At 65.9% G+C, this 20,729-nt stretch carries 13 protein-coding genes; 3 read left to right on the top strand and 10 right to left on the bottom strand.

Annotated elements, in window-relative coordinates:
- Positions 1–8: 8 nt before the first annotated feature.
- From QN397_RS17595 to hemC, 5 genes are all read right to left on the bottom strand, one after another.
- A complete protein-coding gene (locus QN397_RS17595) occupies positions 9–1,175 on the bottom strand; it encodes a polysaccharide biosynthesis/export family protein (protein WP_323501540.1) in 1,167 nt (388 codons plus the stop codon).
- Positions 1,176–1,404: 229 nt separating this feature from the next.
- Positions 1,405–2,688, bottom strand: a complete 1,284-nt coding sequence (locus QN397_RS17590; protein WP_323496699.1) for a heme biosynthesis protein HemY — start codon at positions 2,686–2,688, stop codon at positions 1,405–1,407.
- Between the two features lie 7 nt (positions 2,689–2,695).
- Positions 2,696–3,799: a uroporphyrinogen-III C-methyltransferase gene (locus tag QN397_RS17585; RefSeq protein WP_323496700.1), complete on the bottom strand. Its 1,104-nt coding sequence runs from the start codon at positions 3,797–3,799 to the stop codon at positions 2,696–2,698.
- Positions 3,796–4,566, bottom strand: a complete 771-nt coding sequence (locus QN397_RS17580; RefSeq protein WP_323496701.1) for a uroporphyrinogen-III synthase — start codon at positions 4,564–4,566, stop codon at positions 3,796–3,798. The genes QN397_RS17585 and QN397_RS17580 overlap by 4 nt, the downstream gene beginning before the upstream one ends.
- Positions 4,567–4,578: 12 nt before the next feature.
- The gene (gene hemC, locus QN397_RS17575) at positions 4,579–5,484 is read right to left on the bottom strand and encodes a hydroxymethylbilane synthase (RefSeq protein WP_323496702.1); all 906 of its coding nucleotides are present in this window, start codon (positions 5,482–5,484) and stop codon (positions 4,579–4,581) included.
- Positions 5,485–5,525: 41 nt separating this feature from the next.
- Between hemC and ppc the strand changes: the two genes are divergently transcribed.
- Genes ppc through QN397_RS17560 form a run of 3 tightly spaced genes read left to right on the top strand, consistent with a single transcriptional unit; the run spans position 5,526 to position 17,141 of the window.
- Entirely contained in the window at positions 5,526–8,477 is a 2,952-nt protein-coding gene (gene ppc / locus QN397_RS17570; RefSeq protein WP_416352169.1) for a phosphoenolpyruvate carboxylase, read from the top strand.
- A gap of 47 nt (positions 8,478–8,524) precedes the next feature.
- Positions 8,525–8,857, top strand: a complete 333-nt coding sequence (locus QN397_RS17565; RefSeq protein ID WP_323501539.1) for a hypothetical protein — start codon at positions 8,525–8,527, stop codon at positions 8,855–8,857.
- Between the two features lie 7 nt (positions 8,858–8,864).
- Positions 8,865–17,141 (top strand): GH36-type glycosyl hydrolase domain-containing protein, encoded by an 8,277-nt coding sequence (locus QN397_RS17560; protein WP_323496704.1) that lies wholly within the window; start codon positions 8,865–8,867, stop codon positions 17,139–17,141.
- A 226-nt stretch (positions 17,142–17,367) separates the two neighbouring features.
- Here QN397_RS17560 and QN397_RS17555 read toward each other — a convergent pair whose 3' ends face one another.
- The 5 genes from QN397_RS17555 to QN397_RS17535 all read right to left on the bottom strand — a co-directional run.
- Entirely contained in the window at positions 17,368–17,715 is a 348-nt protein-coding gene (locus tag QN397_RS17555) for a hypothetical protein (protein ID WP_323496705.1), read from the bottom strand.
- Complete coding sequence (locus QN397_RS17550) at positions 17,712–17,990, bottom strand: GIY-YIG nuclease family protein (RefSeq protein ID WP_323501538.1); 279 nt, start codon at positions 17,988–17,990, stop codon at positions 17,712–17,714. Before QN397_RS17550 ends, QN397_RS17555 begins: the two co-directional genes overlap by 4 nt.
- A 13-nt stretch (positions 17,991–18,003) precedes the next feature.
- Entirely contained in the window at positions 18,004–19,407 is a 1,404-nt protein-coding gene (locus tag QN397_RS17545; protein WP_323496707.1) for an MATE family efflux transporter, read from the bottom strand.
- A 91-nt stretch (positions 19,408–19,498) separates the two neighbouring features.
- Positions 19,499–20,059 carry a DUF2239 family protein gene (locus QN397_RS17540; RefSeq protein WP_323496708.1) on the bottom strand — a complete coding sequence of 187 codons (561 nt, stop codon included), beginning with the start codon at positions 20,057–20,059 and terminating at the stop codon, positions 19,499–19,501.
- 244 nt (positions 20,060–20,303) lie between these two features.
- Positions 20,304–20,729: ATP-binding protein (locus QN397_RS17535; RefSeq protein WP_323496709.1), on the bottom strand; the 426-nt coding region annotated here is incomplete at its 5' end.

Raw genomic sequence — 20,729 nt, 5'->3', positions numbered from 1 at the left:
TGAACCTGTTACTTGTAGGTTCCGCGAACCAGATTCGCGCCCTGCGCCGACGGCAGGATCAAATTGACGATGCGACTCCAGCGCACCAACTCGACCGGGTCGACAAAGACGACGTCCTTGGGTTGCAAGGCGAAGCCATCGGCCATCGCCAACGCCAATGCGTTGCGTGCATCGAGATGGAAGATCGCCTGTCCGCCTTTTGGAAGGTTGCGGACCACGTAGATCTGACGCGGATTGGCCGTACCCAAGTCGACGCCTCCGACTTCGCTCAGTGCGTCGTTCAGGCTCAAACGACCATTTCGCATCAGCACGGCGGCTGGGCGCAACACCTCGCCCATCACGGAAATCTTGCTGTCTTCACGGTTGCGCACGGTCACCATGTCGCCGCTGCGCAGCGGAATTCGCGTGGGGTCAACACCCACCTCAGCCATACCCATCAAGTCGATCGACGTTGTTACACCATCGCGGGTCAGTGTCACGAAAGACCGGTCTCCTGTCGGCGTAATGCCACCAGCACGGCTGATGGCTTCAGGCAAAGTCATCGGAATGTCGGTAAAAACTTGCAGGCCCGGAACACGCACTTCGCCTTCGACATAGGCGCGCTTGCTACGAAACGCTTGAACGCGAACGTTGACTTGCGGCTCCTTGAACACGCGCTGCAGTCGTTTGGTGACAACGTCTTCGAGTTCCTGCACCGTCATCCCCGCCACCTTGAGGGTGCCGGCGTACGGAAAGCTCAGTTGCCCGGTGTTGGACACGATAAAACCCGGTGCCGGCGAGACGCTGGCGGGGTCAGCCACGGTCGTTGCAGGAATCGCACTCGAAATGATTTCTGGATGGTCGAAAACGGTGATGCCAACGACATCGCCGGGACCGAGGCGGTAGACCTCGGGTTCGCCGAGCAGTTTTGCGACGTCCTGAGGAAGCGTTGTACGGCGCGATGAAGTCAGCGTACGCAGAAGCTCAGGATTGATCTCCGAGACAGAGCCTTCGGGTGGCAGATCAGGATTGACCACTCCACCACTTGCCGCATTGGCCTTGGCTGCATTGTCTTTGACCTCACGCACGGCGCTGCTGGTCGATTCATAGCCAGGTCCAATCGCGGCGCAACCCGACACCGTAAGGAGTACCAGGCCAGACGCCGCCAACGCGACAGATGTGTAAATTCGTTTCAATCCGGACCCCCGAAATCGCAGTAAAAATGAATACTTTTGCAAACAGTTACGACTGTACATCACGTAACGCCAAAACCTCAAGTTGTTTCGGGGTGTACATCGTTTGATGGAGAAACGTGAACTTTTGCACTAATTGCAAAAATCCACAAAATCTCGCTTTTGCCCTTTTCCAGTCACGTTTTCTAGCTATCGAATAAATAGCAACGCGCTCTGAAAAAGTCTGGTGCGATCAGGGCGTTTCTGTCTGCGCAGCGCGTTTCCACGCCACGGTTGCCTGATCGGTGTCGTCACGCGCCTCAGCGAGGGTTGCGAGTGCCTGCCAGGAGCGCCTGTAAAGGCCTGCGTCCTGCAGGCCATTGCCGGCTTGCGTCAGCAATTGTTGGGCCTTGCCCCAAAGCTGCCGCTTCATGCAGGCCATGCCCGCGAGGTACTGCAGGTTCGGGTCGCGCGGGTTGTTGCGCTGCGCCAATTCGATGCGCGCGAGCCATTCCGCGTCAACAGAGTCCAGCCCCGCTTCCAGAGCGCGAGCCAGCTTCACGCGCAGACTGTCGCCCACGCTCTGCGGCTGTTCGACCATTCGGGTCCAGGCCGGCAACAACCAGCCTCGGGCAATGGCGAGGTCGCCGCGCAACAGCGCCATGCGCTGAGCACCATGGATCGCAACCTCGGGCATTTCTCGCTCGGAGGGCTCCAGTTGCCCCCAGGCGCTAATGAGCTGCGCCGGATCGTGCGCACTGGAGAGCAACTCGGTCGCCAGGCCGCGCACGATGCTCTCCGCCGCTGCATTTGAAAACGCCCGGTGCTTGGCCAATAGCCGCGCTGTCTCGAGAGCCTCGAGCGTGCGCCGGTCGAGGCGCGCCGCCTTGAGCCGCAAGCGCAGCGCCAGGGTGCGCCGCTGCGCGCCTTGGGGCAACTCCTCGAGCCGCGCCAGCGCCGCCGGCGCGTCGCGGTCTTCAAGTGCCCACCGCGCGGCGCGCAACTGGACACCTTCGCGCGTCTCGGGTGCCGGCAACGCATTGCGATCGACACTTTCGTTCAACGCCTGCTGCAAATGTGCGTCGCGGGCGGGCCGGTCTTGCAGGGCTTGGGCGCTCTCTGCCGCCAGAAGATGCGACAGCACCCTCACTTGCTGCGCCTGAGGTAGCCGGGCGTCGAGCGCGGCAAGTGTCTTTTCCTGCATCAATGCTGCTTGCGCCGCCTTGCGGGCGCGCGAGAACCGACCGGCAATCAACTGCGCCAGAGCGTCGAGCAGGGCGCCATAAAGGGCTCGCTCTTTTTGCTGCATCCGCCATTGCCGCGCCTGCACCGGCAACGAGAACAAAGCCGACAGGCCGCGCAACGCGAGGTGCAGCAGCATGAAGGCGGCCACCAGAAGCAGCAGCACAAGGTTCAGCGACAGGTCGACTCGCCATGGCGGCCAGAAGACGGTGATCGTGCCCTGGTTGTTGCCCGCGAACAGCGCCACGGCCGCCGCAATGCCGAAAAGCGCCAGAAGCCAAAGAGCAGCACGCATCGGCAGTTCAGCGTCCTGCTGCGGCGGTCGCGATGGCCGCCAGCGTGTCGTCGATGCGCGGCGGCTCGGTCGACTTGACCTGCGCCTGCAGCTGCTGCACCAGCGTTGCCGCGGCCTGCGTACGGCGCGACGCGGGGTCGAAGTACCGGTTCAGCGTGGCCGATACCGTGCCCAGCTCGGTGCGGGCGTTGTCGACCTGGCGCGACATCAACGCCAACCTGACATTGAGCAACTTGAGCTTCAGGTTTTCGCGCAAGAAAAAGGTCTGGTCGGGTGCGAGCAGCACGGACTCCGGTCGCTCGATGCGCCCGACGCGCAGCAACGACCGCGCCTCGCTTCGCGCGATCAGCAGCGCGCGTTGCCACCAGGGCGCGTCCGTCGGCACAGGTTCGGCCTCCCATGGATTGGCGCCCGCCCCACGCATCGCGACCGCGTTGACCGTCGGCAGATCGTCGACGCCGCGCGTCAGGTCGTCGAGCTTGCGCAGGGCCTCGCCGCTGTCGGTACTCGCAGTGCTGCGAATGCGGTCGGCATCGCGCTGCATCGCGCGTTGCAACGGCGCGAGCCGCGGTTGCGCAGCGCGCGTGATGCGCAGATCGCCGGCCTTCAACGCGGCGAGCAAAGGCTCGGTATTGCCCGTGACTTCCGCCTGCTGCAGTGCCAGCCGCACGGCGGATTCGATGTCGACGACCAGGTTCTCGTCGCGCGAGCGCGACAGGCTCTGCATCAGGTCTTCGAGTTGCGAGCGCTGCAGAGCAACTTCGCCGACACGCGTTTCTGTGAGCGCGAGGCGAGCGGCCGTGTCGCGCACCGTCTCTTGCGCTTGCCGGGCCAGCGCGCGCGCTTCGGCCGCTTGCATCAAGGCATCGGCGCTTTGACGCGCCAGTTGCTCCTGCATGCCGCTGACTTTTTGCCACAGCACGATACAGAGCACGAGCGCGAGAAGCGCCACGATGGCGAGCAAGCCAACGACGATGCGGGACAGCATCGCAGCCGCGATAGAAGGTGAGACACCGAGCGGGGCACGAACCGTTGCCGGCGCAGATGCAGGTTGGGCGATAGGCGCTATCGGCTCTGGCGAAAGATCGTCCGACGGGAGGGCAGCGCTCATGCCAACGATTCTATCGAGGCGACCAGCGCTTCTTTGAGCGGTTGAGAGAGCACGACCGTGCCAAAACCCGTTGCCCTCGCCGCCTCAGCGATGCGCGCGTGCGTCGCGACCGCAAGCGCCTTGCCCCATAAAGTATTCGGCAACGCGCGTCGCAGATTGCCGATCGCTTCCGAGCTGCTGAAGAGCCAGATCGCGCCGCCCTCCGCGCCGTCGGCAGCGATGGCCAGCGCAGCGCTGTCGAATGCTGGTGGCAAGCGACGGTAGGCCACCACGGTGTCGTAAGACGCCTGCGCCATTTCGATCTCGTGCGCCAACCAATCGCGTCCTGCGGCATTACCGGCCGCATCGCCGCCGCGAACGATCAGCAAGCGCGCGCCCGGCGTTACCTGTGGGCGCACCAGAGCCCAAAGCGCTTCAGAATCAAAATTGCTGGTGGCCGCATCCGGCGCATCGATGGCACCTGACGCTACCCCTGCGTTACGCAGCGCGCGTGCGGTGCCGGGGCCGGTCGCCCAGCAGCGCAGCGTCACCGGCACCTCGCCCGGTCGCAGACGGAAGAACTCTTCCACCGCGTTGGCACTGACGAACATCACCGCGGCGTAGCCCGCGGCCCGCGCCCATGCTGCGCGCAAGGGCTCGAAGTCGGCCACCGGCGCGATGTCTATCAGCGGCAACGCCACGGCATCGAGCCCCGCGTTGCGCAGGTCATCGACCCATCGAGTGGCTTCCCGCGCCGGCCGCGTGACGATGACGCGCGTCGCACTCATGGCGGTGTGCCTTCAGTGCGCGCCGGCCGCACGCAGCAGCACAGCGGCCCGGTTGCCCAACGCCGCCGCAGCGTCGAGGTCGCCGGCCTCGGCTTCCGCATGGACCGCGACCAGCGAGGCGCTGCCCTCCGGATCGCCCCAGGCCGCATCGATGCGCAAGCCCCCGCCCCGCTGCCAGCGGGCATGCGCCGCGAGTGGCATCGAGCAGCTGCCGCCCATCGAGCGGCTGACGGCGCGTTCGGCCGCCGTGGCGAGCCAGTCGGAGCGGTGCCCCAAGGGCGCCAGTGCCGTGATCAGGTCTTCACGGTCTGCGCGAATCTCGATGCCGAGCGCACCCTGCCCGGCGGCCGGCAGCATGACGTCGGGCTCGAAGGCAATGCGAATCCGGTCTTGGAGCCCCAGCCGTATCAATCCCGCCGCAGCCAGGATGATCGCGTCGTACTGACCCTCGTCGAGCTTGCGCAACCGGGTGTCGAGGTTGCCGCGCAGCGGTTCGATGCGAATGTCGGGCCGCAGCGCGCGCAACAACACGACGCGGCGCAAGCTCGATGTGCCGACCACGGCGCCGTGCGGCAGGGCTTCCAGCGATGCGTAGCGCGGCGAGACCAGCGCATCGCGTGGGTCTTCGCGTTCCAGCACGCAGGCCAGCGCGAAGCCGAGCGGCAGGTCCATCGGCACATCCTTGAGCGAGTGCACGGCGATGTCGGCTGTGCCCTCTTCCAGCGCGGTTTCGAGTTCCTTCACGAACAAACCCTTGCCGCCGATCTTGCTCAACGAACGGTCGAGGATCTGGTCGCCACGGGTGGTCATGCCGAACAGGCTGACCGTGTGGCCTCTTTCTTGCAGCAGTGCCTTGACGTGTTCGGCTTGCCAGAGTGCCAGACGGCTTTCGCGCGTGGCGATCACGATGTTGCTCACAGGCGTTTTCCACTGGTGAATATGACCCGCGGAATGCTAGCATGTTGCGCTGCAGCAACGCCGATGGCCATGTCTTTCGGCGCGTTGAAAGCGCTTACGGCAATCCCGCCAAGACGAGGAAAGACCAGGAGAAGAGACCGTTGAAAACAACAAGCAAGACGACAAGCAAATCAGCAGCGCCCGTTGCAGTGACAAAGCGCAGGCCGAGCGAAGACCAGCCACTGGTCGATGACATCCGCTTGCTCGGCCGCATCCTCGGCGACGTGATCCGCGAGCAGGAAGGCGAAGAAACCTACGCGCTGGTCGAAAAGATCCGCACGCTTTCGGTCGCCTTCCGGCGCGACGCCGATCACCAGGCCGACCGCGCGTTGAAGAACCTGCTCAAGGGCTTGAGCGCGTCCGAAACAGTGCGTGTGATTCGCGCCTTCACCTACTTCAGTCACCTTGCCAACCTCGCCGAAGACCGGCATCAGATTCGCCGTCGCACCGAGGCCGATCGCGCCGGCGAAAGCGCGTCCGGCACGCTGCCGATGGCGCTAGCCCGCATCCGAAAAGCCGGCATCTCGCCCGCAGCCATTGTCGAAACGCTGGCCCACAGCTACGTGTCGCCAGTGCTCACCGCGCACCCGACCGAAGTGCAGCGCAAGAGCATCCTGGACGCCGAACGCGCCATCGCTCTGCTCTTGACCGCACGCGACGAGATCCAGCAGCGCCACTACGCGTTCATCGGCAAGAAAGACGCGCTCACACCGATCGAGTACGCCGAGAACGAGGAACAGATGCGCACCCGCGTGACGCAGCTCTGGCAGACGCGACTGCTGCGATTTTCGAAGCTGACGGTGGCCGATGAAATCGAAAACGCGCTGAGTTATTACGAAGCGACATTCCTGCGCGAAATTCCCCGTGTCTACGCCGACCTCGAACGCGCCCTGGGCCAGCGCGGCATTGCGCCGTTCCTGCGCATGGGCCAATGGATCGGTGGCGACCGCGACGGCAACCCGAACGTCACCGCCGACACGCTCGAATACGCGCTGAAACGCCAGTCCGAACTGGCACTGCGCCACTACCTGACCGAGGTGCATTTTCTCGGCGGCGAGCTGTCTTTGTCGGCCACGCTGATCGATGTGTCGGTCGAGATGCAGGCCTTGGCCGAGCGCTCGCCCGATGCCAACGAGCATCGGCACGACGAGCCCTATCGCCGTGCGTTGACGGGCGTGTACTCGCGCCTCGCCGCCACCTTGCGTGACCTGACCGGAGGCGAGGCCGCACGCCATGCCGTGGCGCCGCAAAACCCGTACACGCATGCTGAACAGTTTCTGGCCGACCTGCGCACCATCGAGGATTCGCTCATCGAAAAGCATGGCGCGGTGCTCGCCGCTCAGCGCCTGAGCCCGCTGATTCGCGCGGTCGAGGTGTTCGGCTTTCACCTGGCAACGGTCGACTTGCGCCAGAGTTCCGACAAGCACGAAGCCGTGGTCGCCGAACTGCTCGCCACCGCGCGCATGGAACCGGCCTACGCCGCGCTGGCCGAAGACGCCAAGCAAACGCTGCTGCTGAAACTGCTCGACGACGCACGCCCGTTGCGCGTGCCAGATGCGGCGTATTCGCCGCTGGCCCAAAGCGAACTCGCGATCTTTGCAGCGGCGCGTACTTCACGCGCGCGCTACGGCAATGCCGCTATTCGCCACTACATCGTGAGCCACACCGAAACGGTCAGCGACCTGCTCGAAGCGCTGCTGCTGCAAAAAGAAGTCGGCCTGCTGCGCGGCGCCATGGACAAGGACGCCACCAACGACCTCATCGTCGTGCCGCTGTTCGAAACCATCGAGGACCTGCGCAACGCCGCGCCGATCATGCGGGCCTTCTATGCGCTGCCGGGCATTGCCGCGCTGGTGCAGCGGTCAGGTGCGGAGCAGGACGTGATGCTGGGCTACAGCGACAGCAACAAGGACGGCGGCATCTTCACCAGCAACTGGGAGCTGTACCGCGCCGGCCTGGCACTGGTAGCCCTGTTCGACGAGTTGAACAAGGGCAAGACGGAGCCGATCCGGCTGCGCATGTTCCACGGCCGCGGCGGCACCGTCGGACGCGGCGGCGGTCCGAGCTACGACGCCATCCTGGCGCAGCCACCAGGCACGGTGCGCGGCCAGATTCGCCTCACGGAACAAGGCGAAGTGATCGGCTCCAAATACGCCAACCGCGAGATCGGCCGACGCAACCTGGAGACGCTGGTCGCCGCCACACTGGAAGCCACGATGTTGCCTGTCGCCAAGGCAGCGCCAGCGCCCTTCGTTGCAGCCGCCGAGGCGCTGTCGGTCGCGAGCATGGCCGCTTATCGCAAGCTGGTTTATGAAACTCCAGGTTTCGGCGACTATTTCTTCGGCGCCACGCCCATTCGCGAGATCGCAGAACTCAACATCGGATCGAGGCCAGCGTCGCGCAACCCGAGCCACAAGATAGAAGACCTGCGCGCAGTACCGTGGAGTTTCAGCTGGGGCCAGTGCCGGCTCACACTGCCGGGCTGGTATGGCTTCGGCTCGGCGATCGAGCAGTTCCTGGGTGACGGCAAACCTGCCGAGCGCAAGGAGCGGCAAGCGCTGCTGCAGCGCATGTACGCGCAGTGGCCGTTCTTCAGGACGCTGCTGTCGAACATGGACATGGTGCTGGCCAAGAGCGACCTCGCGCTGGCGTCGCGCTACGCCGAGCTGGTGGCCGATCGCAAGCTGCGGCAGAAGGTGTTTTCGATGATCGAGACCGAGTGGCATCGCACCTCGGACGCGCTCACGCTCATCACCGGCGCCAAGCAGCGACTCGAAGGCAACGCCGACATGCAGCGCTCGGTGCGCCACCGCTTTCCGTACATCGACCCGCTGCACCATCTGCAGGTCGAACTGATGCGGCGTTACCGTGCCGGCGAAGGCGGTGAGCGGCTCCAGCGTGGCATTCACATCTCGATCAACGGCGTGGCGGCCGGCCTTCGCAACACCGGCTGATCACGTTGTGCGCGCCCTCCTACGCAATCATTCGCCGATCGGGGGGCATGGAGCGTCAGGTTCAGGATCAAACTGAAATTTGGTCACACGGCAGCCGGATTGCAATGTTGCAAACCGCGTCGGCGCTCTGGTCGTTCACAGGAAACCTTGCTATGTCTTCGCCTCGATCTTCTGCCGTTTCGCATGCAAGCCAAGGCGACTTCGTGAGCAGCGATTTCGATGCGCTGGCACTTCACATGCGGGACTGCGCAAGAGCGCGCGGCCCCATGTTCACGTTGCGGAGCGGCTTGCAGCGGTTTCACGCCATGGCTGCCGGCCGGATCGTGACCGTTGCTTTTCTGGCCTTCGTCATTGCGCTCGGACTGCTGGCCCTCGCCTGACATGTGAGTGAGCGCCGCGCCCGTCTTTTACCGCTTCGATTCGCTCAGCGAATACGCTCTTGAGCTTCTGTCGAGACCGCCCGAGCCGGTCGAGCTGCCGGTGCGTGCGGAACTGTTCGGCACGCAACGTCTGGAGCAACACGGACGCAGTCTTGCCCGCGCACAGGTCATCGACGACGAGACCAACGCTGCAGGCACCGCACCGTTCTTCCCAAGGGTCGACCGCAACCTCGAATCGCTGCGTCAGGCCTTCGACTACATCGCGCTGACCTCCCGCAGCGGCCGCTACGTGTCGCCGGCGGCCGAGTGGCTACTCGACAACTTTCATCTGGTCGAGGCGCAGCTCCAGCAAATTCGCGAAGGCGTTCCGCGCAGCTACTACGCGCGGCTGCCCAAGCTGGCGGCGCAACCGCTGGCCGGTCTGCCGCGTGTCTATGGCATTGCCTGGGCCTACGTGGCGCACACCGACAGCGTGCTCAACAACGAGCTTTTCACCGCGTTTCTCAACGCGTACCAGGAGGTCGACGAACTCACGCTGGGCGAGCTGTGGGCGTTACCGACGACGCTGCGCGTGGTGTTGCTCGAAAACCTGCGCCGCGTCGCCGAGACCATCGCCGCAGCCAAGGTGGGGCGCGAAGTTGCGCACGCCGCGTGGGATGCCGCGCCGTCGCTCTCCGAGCAAGACCTCGATGCCATCCACGCGGCGTTGCTGAGCCGAGGCCTGGCCGCCAGCTACCTCACGCAGCTGTGGCAACGGCTGCCGGTCGAGCAGGGCGAGACGCCGCCGGCGCTGGTCCGCTGGACCGCGCACCACTGCACCAACGGCCCCGCGTTGATCGGCGATGCCCATGCAGAACAGGCCGCGGCCAATCTGACGGTCGGCAACATCATCACGACGCTGCGCATGATCGGGCAGGTCGAATGGGCAGACCTGATCGAGCCGGTGAGCCGATCGCTTCGCGTGCTGCGCGAGTTGCCGAGCTATGGCCGTGAAAGCGAACTCACGCGACAGCAAATCACGCATGCGATGGAGCAGGTCGCGCGCACCACGGCGCGCCCCGAGCGCGAAGTGGCGCTGGCCGTGGTGCAGCTCGCGAGCGCGCCGGCCAATCCGCTGATCGAGGAATCCGACGATGCGCACTGGGCGCACGCGGAGCGCACCGCCGGCTACTTCCTGTTCGGCCGCGGCCGCCCGGCTTTGATCGCTGCACTGCGGCCTGCGAACCAGGGTGCAACTGCGGAGACAAACGCGCCACCCGCGGCCGGCTTGAAGTTTTCCGGCGGCTGGAAGTTGCCGCTGTACATCGGCGTCGTGGCAGTCGGAACGGCGCTTTTTCTGGCGCTTGTGGTGCGCGCATTGCACGGCGCCGACGGGCCCGATGCGGGCTGGACGACGACCGTCGCTCTCGTGCTCATGCTGTGGCCGCTTTCCGAAGTGGTGATCGCGTTGATGCACCGCATCGTGTCGGAATCCGCGCGCGTGCAGCCCTTGCCGCGGCTCGATTTCACGGGCGGTATCCCGGCAGCGCATCGCGTGCTGGTCGTGGTGCCTGCGATGCTGACCTCGAGCCGCAACAACGCGCGGCTCGCACATCGGCTCGAGCTTCACTGGCTGGCCAATCGAGAAGCGCAGGCGCAGTTCGCACTCCTGACCGACTGGGCAGATGCTTCGCAACAAAGCCTGCCGGAAGACGCAGCCTTGCTCGACGACGCACTGCACTGCATCGCATCGCTGAATGCCCGGTATCCCGTGCCTCCGGCGGCATCACCCGACGCAGCGCCACGCTTCGTGCTGCTACATCGCCCGCGCAGCTGGAGCGAAACCGAGCGCCGCTGGATCGGCTGGGAGCGCAAGCGCGGCAAGCTCGAGATGCTGATGCGCTGGCTCGCTGCGGGCGACAGCAGCGGCTTTGTCCCGCTGGCGCCCGGCCTTCAGTTGATGCGCGACATCCCTTACGTCGTCACGCTCGACAGCGACACCGGCCTGCCTTCGGGCGCACTGTGCGAGCTGGTGTCGATCGCAGCGCACCCGCTGAACGCGCCGCAAATCGATGCGGCCACGCGACGCGTCGTCGCGGGCTTTGGCATCCTGCAACCGCGCATCGTCACGCCATTTCCGGAGCGCAACGAGCGCTCGGCTTTCCATTGGTTGTTCGCGGGCCAGTGCGGTATCGATCCTTACAGCAGTGGCGCGTCGGACGTCTATCAGGACTTGTTCGGCACCGGCTCCTTCACGGGCAAGGGGCTGCTGCATGTCCGCGCGCTACACGACACGCTCGACCGCCGGCTGCCCGAAGGCGCGGTGCTAAGCCACGACCTGCTCGAAGGAACGGTGGCGCGTTGCGCGGTGGTCAGCGACCTGGTGCTCGTCGAAGACCATCCACACCACGCCGGCGTCGCGGCTTCGCGCATCCATCGATGGACTCGCGGCGACTGGCAACTGCTGCCGCTCATGCTGCGTCCGCGCCGCTTTGGCATCGACCTGCTGGGCCAGTGGAAGATGTGCGACAACCTGCGCCGCGCCATGGTCGTGCCCATGTCCGCAGCGCTGCTCGCCTGGGTCATCTTCACCGGCGCGTTGCCGCTCAACCTGGCATTGAGCGTGGTGCTGCTCGCCATCACGCTGGGGCCCTTGCTCGGCGCGCTCGCAGGTCTGGTGCCGACGCGGCGCTCCATCGAGCTCCAGCATTTCTTCGACGTCGGCTCGACCGAACTGCTTCGCGCCATCGCGGGCGCGGCATGGCAGTTCACACAGCTCTTTGCGCAGACCAAGCTGCTGGCCGACGCCACGCTGCGCGCGCTCTGGCGGCTCGCCGTCAGCCGCCGGCATCTGCTGCAGTGGACGACGGCCGACCAGTTGCAGGCTCAGGCGCGTTACAGCCCCGGGCCGTTCTTGCGCGCCGGCACCTTTGCCAGCTTGCTGTGCCTGGCGCTGGCTGTCGCGTCGCACTGGAGCGCCGACCCGCTGCTCGCGCCGGTGCTGTTTTTGATCTGGGCCTGCGCGCCGCTGGTCGCATGGCTGAGCAGCCGCGTGCCGCATGCGAACGAAGCGGCGCACCCCGTCACCGACGACCAGCGCGACTACCTCGCCACGCTGGCGCGCGACACATGGCGCTTCTTCGAGCGCGTGGTCGGCCCCGAAGACAACCACTTGCCGCCGGACAACCTGCAACTCGAACCGCAGCCGACCATCGCCCACCGCACCTCGCCGACCAACATCGGCATGTACCTGCTCGCGACCTGCTGCGCACGCGAGTTCGGCTGGATCGATTCGCAGGCATTGGTCGGGCGGCTGGGCGCCACGCTCGACGCCATCGACAAGCTCGACAAACATCAGGGCCACCTCTACAACTGGTACGACACGCAGACGTTGCGATCGATGCCTCCGACCTATGTGTCGAGCGTAGACAGCGGCAACATGGCGGGGCACTTGTTGGCTGTGGCACAAGCCTGCCGCACCTTTGCAAACGAGGATGCCGGCGGAGCTGCCGGCAGCGCTGCATCGGCGCACTCGCTGGAAGCGATCGCCCAGCGCTGCGAGGCGCTGTGCGCCGCCATGAATTTTCAAGGCCTGTACGACGCCAAGCGCCACCTGTTCCACATCGGCTTGCGGGTCGACGACAACGCGCTCGACAAGAGCTACTACGACCTGCTGGCTTCGGAGTCGCGCTTGCTCAGCTTCCTGGCCATCGCCAAGGGCGACGTGCCGCGCCGCCACTGGATGGCACTCGGACGCCCCTTCCTGTCGGTCGGTGCGCGCGCCAGCCTCAAGTCGTGGTCGGGCTCGATGTTCGAGTACCTGATGCCGGCGCTCGTCATGCCCGAGCCCGACGACGGTCTGCTGCAGGTCGCCAACGCTGCAGCTGTGACGGAGCAACAGGCTTACGGCAAGGCGCAGAAGCTGCCCTGGGGCGTGTCCGAGTCGGCCTACTTCGCGCAGGACCACTCGCTGGCCTACCAATACTCGCCCTTTGGTGTGCCGCGCCTGGCCTTGCGCCGCACGCCACCGACCGACCGCGTGGTCGCGCCCTATGCGAGCGCGATGGCGGCGTTGATGGCGCCGGCCGATGCGGTGGCTAACCTGCGCTTGCTCGAATCGCTCGGTGCGCGCGGCGACTGCGGCTTCTTCGACGCGGTCGATTTCACCGTGTCGCGGCAGCCTGAAGGCGAGCCGCTCAGCGTCGTGCGCAACTTCATGGCGCACCACCAGGGCATGTCTTTGGTGGCGTTGTGCAACGTGCTGCGCAACGACGCGCCGCGGCGCTGGTTTGCCAGCGCGCCGCTGGTCGAAGCCCATGTGTCGCTGCTGCACGAGCGCACGCCACGGCAGATCATCGGCAGCGCCGATCCGCGCACACCGCCGGAACCTGCCGAAGGCGAAGCGCTGCCGGTGTTCCAGCCACGCGTCGTCGATCCGTCGGCGCCCGGTTTCCAGCCGACGCACCTGCTGTCGAACGGCCGCTACACCGTCGCGCTGCGCGCCAATGGCGCCGGAGTGAGCCGCTGGCGATCGTTCAACGTGACGCGCTGGCGCGACGACCCGCTGCGCGACAGCTACGGCACGTTCTTCTACCTGCGCGACGTCGGCGACCGGGTACTCACGTCTGTCACCGCCCTTCCCGCGCCCGGCGAAGGCTGGAACTACCGCGCCCGCTTCCTGGCCGATCAGGTGCAGTTCGACGCCCGCACCAAAGACCTGCACGTGCGAACCACGGTGCTCATCAGCCCCGAAGACGACACCGAGCTGCGCACCGTCGCCATCCATAACACCGGCACAGAGAGCCGCACGCTCGAACTGATCTCGTACTTCGAGCCGGTACTGTCGAACCCGAAGGCCGACGAGACCCATCCTGCCTTCACCAACCTCTTCGTCGAGACGCGTTGGGAGCCGACCTGGCGCGCCGTGCTGCTGTCGCGCAAGCCGCGTCTTCACGGCGACGCCGTGGTGGCAGCGGCGCACTTCGTGGCATCGGTCGACGCGCATGTCCTGTCGGTGGATTGCATGGTCGATCGCCGCGCCTTCATCGGCCGCAACCGCACGCTAGCGACGCCCGCGCTCGACCCGCAACCGATGACGGCCGATGGCAAGCCGATCAACGGGCTCGACGCCATCGCCTGCCTGCGCGTCAAGCTCGAGATCGCCGCCGGTGCGACGGCCCGCGTGACCTTTGCGACCGCGGCCGACGAGAACGTCGAAGCGCTTCTCCCGAGCATCGACCGCTACCTGCAACCGATGCATGTGGAGCGTGCCACGCGCATGGCCGCAACGCTGGCGCAGGTGCGACTGCGCGACCTCAGCATCGACCCCGCACAGAACCTGGCGCTGCAGGACCTCACCACCATCCTTACCTACACAACGCCGCGCGTGATGAGCGACCGCGGGCTGATCGACTTGCATCAGATCTGGCGCTTCGGCATCTCGGGCGACAAGCCGATCGTGCTGGTGCACATCCATTCGGTGACGGGGATGCGGCTGGTGAACACCCTGCTGCGGGCGCAACCCTGGTGGGGATTCGGGGGCGTGGCCTGCGACCTGGTCGTGCTCAACAGCGAGCCCAATTCGTACCTGATGCCGCTGCAGCGCGAGATGGAAGCCTTGCGCGACCGGGTGGCGCAACAGACGCAGAACAGCTTTCCGCGCAACGATGCGGCCGGCTTCTATCTGCTGCGCGACCATGAAGTGGCGCCTTCGGAAAAGGCGGCGCTGTCGAGCCTGGCGCGCGTGGTCTTCACCGCCGATGGCCGCTCTCTCGAAGTGCAGGTGGCCGCGTTGCGCGACGCGGCGGTATCGGTGTCGATCGTCGCGCCGCCCGCGCGCGTGGCGCTGTCGGCACTGCCCTCTGCCGCGCAATTGGCCGAATCGGTGACGGTGCCGCAGGGTGCGTTCGATGCCGCCACCGGCGAGTTTTGCTTCGAGGTCGACTTGAACCGGCGCACGCCTCGGCCGTGGATCAACGTGATCGCCAACGCGTCGTTCGGCTTCCAAGTGTCGGAGTCGGGCATCGGCTACACGTGGGCGGTCAACAGCAGCATGAACCAGGTCACGCCGTGGTCGAACGACCCGGTGCAAGATCCGGCCTTCGAGCACTACCTGCTGCAGGACGTCGACACGCGCGAGCTGATCCCACTGACACCCGCCGGCCGCGGCGCCGGTGCTTCGCGGCATCGCGTGCGACACGGCCAGGGCTACACCGTGTTCGAGTGCCTGCATCACAACCTGGTACTGGAGACGACCTTCTTCGCGGACCGCGACGACGCCGTCAAAGTCGTGCATGTGAGCGTGCGGCATGAGGGCATCGGGCAGCGCCGCCTGCGCGCTCTGGCGATGGTCGAGTGGCAGCTCGGAGCCGCACGCGGCGCGCGCCGTACCGTTCACACATGGAAGCCGGAGGACCAGGCCGCGGTATTCGGGCTGCAGCGCGAGTCGAGCGCAGGCTTCGGCGGCAGTGCGGGATTCGTGCAACTCACCGGACTCGACGGCTTGTCGGCGCCGCTGCAATGGACCTGCGACCGCAGCGAATTCTTCGCCGGCCGCGGCATGGTCGAACTGCCAGACATGCTCGGCCAGCGAGCCGGCAGCGGGCTCGACGCCTGTGCCGCCATCGCTGGCGAGTTCACGCTCGCGCCAGGGCAGACCGCGCGCTTCAGCTTCGTGCTCGGTCATGCGGAGAGCGCGGACGCCGCACAGCAACTGGCAAGGCGCTGGCAAGCACGCGACGCGTTGCAGGCACTGGCGCAAGTGCGCGCTTTCTGGGACGACCTGCTCGGCCGCCTGCAGGTGCGCACGCCCGACCCGTTGCTCGATGCGCTGGTCAATCGTTGGCTGCCGTACCAGACGCTGGGATGCCGCCTGTGGTCGAAGGCCGGTTTCTACCAGGCCGGAGGCGCCTTCGGCTTCCGGGATCAGCTGCAGGATGCGATGGCCTTCGCCGTGACCGATCCGGCGCGACTGCGCGAGCAGATCCTCGTCAACGCAGCACGGCAATTCCCCGAAGGCGACGTGCAGCATTGGTGGCACATGCCCGGCGGTGCCGGCGTGCGCACGCATTTCTCCGACGACCTGCTGTGGCTGCCTTACGCCGCAGCGCACTACGCCGAAGTCACCGGCGACCTGACGCTGCTCGACGAGCGAGTCCCCTTCATCGACGGTCCGGCGATTCCGCCTGGCGCCGAAGACGCCTACTACGCACCGCAAATCTCCAGCCAGACGGCCAGCCTGTTCGAGCACGGCGCGCGCGCCATCGACCACAGCCTGGCGGTCGGCGCGCACGGCCTGCCGCTCATGGGCACCGGCGACTGGAACGACGGCATGAACCGCGTCGGCAATGAAGGGCGCGGCGAATCGGTCTGGCTCGGCTGGTTTCTCTGCAGTGTGGTCGCAGCCTTCTCGCCGTTGGCTGAAGCGCGCGGCGAGCACGAGCGCGTGGCGCGCTGGGCAGAAGCACGGCGCGGCTGGATCGCCGCCCTGCACGATGCCGGCTGGGACGGCGCCTGGTTCCGCCGTGCCTACTTCGACAACGGCGCTGCACTGGGTTCATCGGCCAACGACGAGTGCCGCATCGACCTGATCGCGCAGGCGTGGTCGGTGATTTCCGGTGCGTCGAGCGAGCGCTTCACGGCGCCGGCAATGGCCTCCGTGAAGGAACATCTGTTCGATGCGCCGGCCGGCCTGTTGCGCCTGCTGGCGCCGCCGTTCGCCAAGTCGGAGAACAACCCCGGCTACATCCAGGCCTATCCGCCGGGCGTTCGCGAAAACGGCGGCCAGTACTCGCACGGCGCGGTGTGGGGTCTGATGGCGCAGGCGCTGAGCGGCGACCACGAAGCAGCGTGGCGCAGCTTCGAAGGCCTGAGCCCCGCCCATCGATCAAAACATGCCGAGCGCGGGCGGGTCTATGAACTCGAACCCTACGTGATGCCCGGCGACACCTACGGCGCAGCGCCCTACGTCGGCCGCGGCGGATGGAGCTGGTACACCGGCTCGGCGGCCTGGCTGCACCGTGCGGCGGTCGAGACCTTGCTCGGCCTCGATGTGCGTGGCGACCGGCTCTCGGTGACACCGCGGATTCCGGCGCATTGGCCGGGTTTCGAAATGACGGTGAAGCTGGGTGGCCGGACTGTCGAGATCCGGTGCGCGCGCGCCGGGACTGATCGCAATGCCGATGCAGAGGGCGGCCCGGTCCAACAGGTTGCGCCTGGCGAATGGGTCGACTGGAGAGCGCTGCCGGAAGGGACTGTCTTGCAAGTCGAAATGGGGACTGCGCAAGGCGGTGCTGCGGGACTTTGAGATGGGTGAGCTGTCGAGAATGCGCCTGCGGTGTTTGCTTGAACGGCCAGAGTCGGGCCAGGAGCGGTCATACAGCGCATCAAGTCGAAAGACCGCTTCAGACGGGTTGCGGTTTCGCCAGCGCGTTGATTGGCCAAAGTCTGACATCCGTCGGATGGTCGTTGGCATCTACTTCAGTAGGTCTCAGCTCGGGCCCGCCCCACGATGCCTACGTGCCACGGTGACATCAGGTTCCACATGCGTTCGCGGCCGTTTCCCGTGCCTCGTGCAGCCGTCGCCAGCCTTGCGGGCGCAACGTGATGCGGCGCTTGCAGTCGCCATCGGCAGCGCGCTCCACCAGCCCGATCTTTTCCAGGGGCAGCAGTCGCTGGAGCAAGCGCGAGGCCGGCGTGCGCAAGGTGCGGGCGAGTTCCGTCGCGAGCACCGCGCCGCCGGCGGCATCCAGCATTGTCAGCAGCACGAAGTCGACCCACGACAGGCCGTGGTGGGTGCCAAGTTTGTCGTCGAGCATGAACACCATCGCCGCGTGCTCCAAGTGCCGGTCCACGCAGGCCTGCAAGGCTTCTTCGCTCATGGCGCCAGCCCTTGCAGTTCGCGATGGCGCTGCTCCAGCGCTTTCAGTTCGCCCGCGTAGTCGAAGCCCGAATCGCCACGTTCCTTTACGAGCTCCAGCACTTGGAAGTCGAGTCCTTCGACGCCGCTGCGATACCACTCGGCCTGCAGCACGCGGTCTGCATGTTTACCCATGCGCAATTCAAAGCGAGCACGATTCAGCGCCGCGTGCACGTTGCGGCTCGCGCCGAGCAGCAGGTGACCGCTCGCGTGGTCGCGGATGGCATAGATGCCCATGGGCGGGAAGGCGTCACGCGCCTGGCGCGCGATCGCCCGCCGCGCCGATCGCGACGCTTGATTGGCGGAAGAGTCCATCTTTTTTCTCCTTGTGACGGTAGTAGAGGCCGTGCAGCACCAGCATGGCCAGGAACGCGACAGGACAGGCCCAGAACATGCCTGCCAGTCCGAAGCGCGCTTCCAGCGCCACGGCAACGGGCAATTCGATGCCAACGATCGCAGCCATGCTCAGCAGCGCCGGCACCAATGCGATGCCGCTCGCGCGCATGGCACTCACCAAGACGTTGCCCGACCCAAGCAACACCACACCCCATGCCACGGTGCGCACGACGGCGACTGCCTGCTCCAGGACAGGGCCTGGCTCCAGGAACACGCGCAACGCGAATGGCGCCAGTAGGTGCCCCGCGACGACGAACAGCGTGGTCACCAGTGCGTTCAAGCGCAACCCCGTGCTCACGATCGCCGGCAGCCGATCGCGTCGTCCTGCCCCAACTGCGTGCGCGCTCAAGATCGCCGCGGCAATGCCCAGGCTCATTGCCGGGAACTGCACCCAGCTGAGGACCTGCATCGCTGCGCCATAGGCGGCAGTCGAGCTCGACCCGTGGCGGTTCACCAGGCTCAGCAGCACGATCTCCGCAAGCGCCATCGCCAGCATCTGCAAGGAGGCCGGCAGGCCGATGCGCAACATGCGTCTGGCGATGGTCGCACTCGGTTTCCAATCCTGCCAATCCGCGCCAGGGGCGAGCGGATGGTCATGCAGACGCCAGTGCCGTATCAACACGGTTAGCGCGGCCAACTGTGCGACGAGGGCTGAGACTGCCACGCCAGCCGCGCCCATGGGCGTGCCTGCAACGAGCAGCGGTGTGCAAACCGCGCCAACCAGCGTCGCGGCCAGCAAGGCCCACATAGGTGAGAGCGCGTCGCCGGTGCCACGACTCAGGGACAGGCCCGCCCACACAACGAATACAAAGGGCATCACCAGAAACATGGCGCGCGCATAGCCGATCGCCGTCGGCAAGATTTCTGGCGGTGTGCCGAGTGCTCGCATCAACCACGGCGAAGACCATGCACCGGCCACCGAGACCGCAAGCCCCATACCAAGGGAAGTCAGAAAGGCCGTCGCACCGACCCGGCGCACCTGCGCAACATCGCGTGCCCCCCATGCTTGTCCCGCAAGGATGGTCGAGCCGGCCCCCAGTCCGATGATCAGCGAGAGCAGCAAGAAGAACACGGGAAAGAACGACGCAGCTGTCGCGATACCACGCACGCCCAGCAGATGCCCGAGCCAGAAGCCATCGAGCAGTCCGCCCGTGCTTTGCAGCATGTGCGTCAGGATCAAAGGCTTCAGCAGAGTGAGGTAGTGCGCGCGCAGAGCGGGCGCCGGTCCGTCGGGGGTTGTCGTGTCTCGCGTGTTCATGAGGGCTCTGGTGGATTGCGGGCGTGCGTATGCCCGCAGCGCAGCGGCCAGGAGCCGCGCGTTGATTGCAAAAATGGGAAAGAGGCCCGGCTTAGCCGGGTGCAGGTTCGGCGAGTTCCAGCACGTACGCCTGCACGTCGTCTGGCCATGAGGCCATCTGCGTCACCAGCCGCTCGTGGTCACCGGCAAACAATGCCCGCGATGCTTCCTCGAAGCCGGCCAGGCTGCCGGCCAGTGTGGACATGGCGTGATACGCGCGGTCGCGCGCTTGGCGCGTCCGGTCCCGTTCGCCGCCGTTGCGCCGCGCTTCGTGCACGAGCTTACGCAAGGCCACTGAGGCGCCGCTCGGTTGCGCGGCAAGCCAGTCCCAGTGTTCTGGCAGCAGCGTCACTTCCCGCGCGACCACGCCAAGCTTGGGGCGACCGCGACCCTTGGGCGCTTGGACCGGCGCAGCCACGGTGTAACGCGCCGCAACGGCTTGCTCGCCACCGCGCAGGTCAAGGTCGGCCGACTGACCGCTGGCATTGCTGAAGATCAACGGATGCCCCTCGGGCTGCGCCTGCTGCGCGCGCAGCACTGCCACGGCGACTTCGTGCAGGGGACCGGCAGCGAGGCGGCGCCCGTCCAGGAAAGCGGTGTGGGTGAGTGGCATGACAAGGTCCATGCCGTGAATTCTATCCGGGTTAAATTCAAGAGTAAATAACATCCGGGTAAATTCACTTGGCAACATGGGCCGCCCATCGCCTGGCCAAGGGGATGCGAGCGGCAGGGTCACGGCGCCCTCCAATTAAATCGATCTTGAGTGGCGTCAACGTACCAGCGGCTCAAAAGCGTTGGCACTCGGCCTTCGAAGTTTGTCCAACTTCTGGGGGTCAGTTCAGGACGAGGTGCCCCAATCACTCAACATTCTTTTGAGCGCGCACCACTGGGAAGCCGATTGCGAAAGTCGTACCTTCTCCAACAGTGCTGCTGCCAGTAATCCAGCCTCCATGCGCGGCCACAACTTGTCTGACCATCGCGAATCCGAAGCCGTGCGTCCTGGCGTCGCGTGACGTCATGTTGTGAGCCGCTTGAATGTCTCGTTCAGACGCTGAGAGCTTCGCACCTTCGGTTAGGCCCTGCGGCTCGCGGTCGAGCAACGCGTCCAGCACGCCCGGCGCCATGCCGGTACCTTCGTCCTGAATGATCACCACAGCCTCCACTCCTTCCTCGAAGTTGCAGCTCGCCCGAATGGTGTCCCCGGGCGCACTGTGCCGAATCGCGTTTTCCAAGAGATTGGCGAACACTCGCAGCAGCATTCCTCCGTCCGCGCGCACGAGGTC

This window comes from Variovorax sp. RTB1 (genome assembly GCF_035018765.1).
Taxonomy (GTDB): Bacteria; Pseudomonadota; Gammaproteobacteria; order Burkholderiales; family Burkholderiaceae_C; genus Variovorax.
This window is presented reverse-complemented; position numbering and strand designations above follow the sequence as displayed.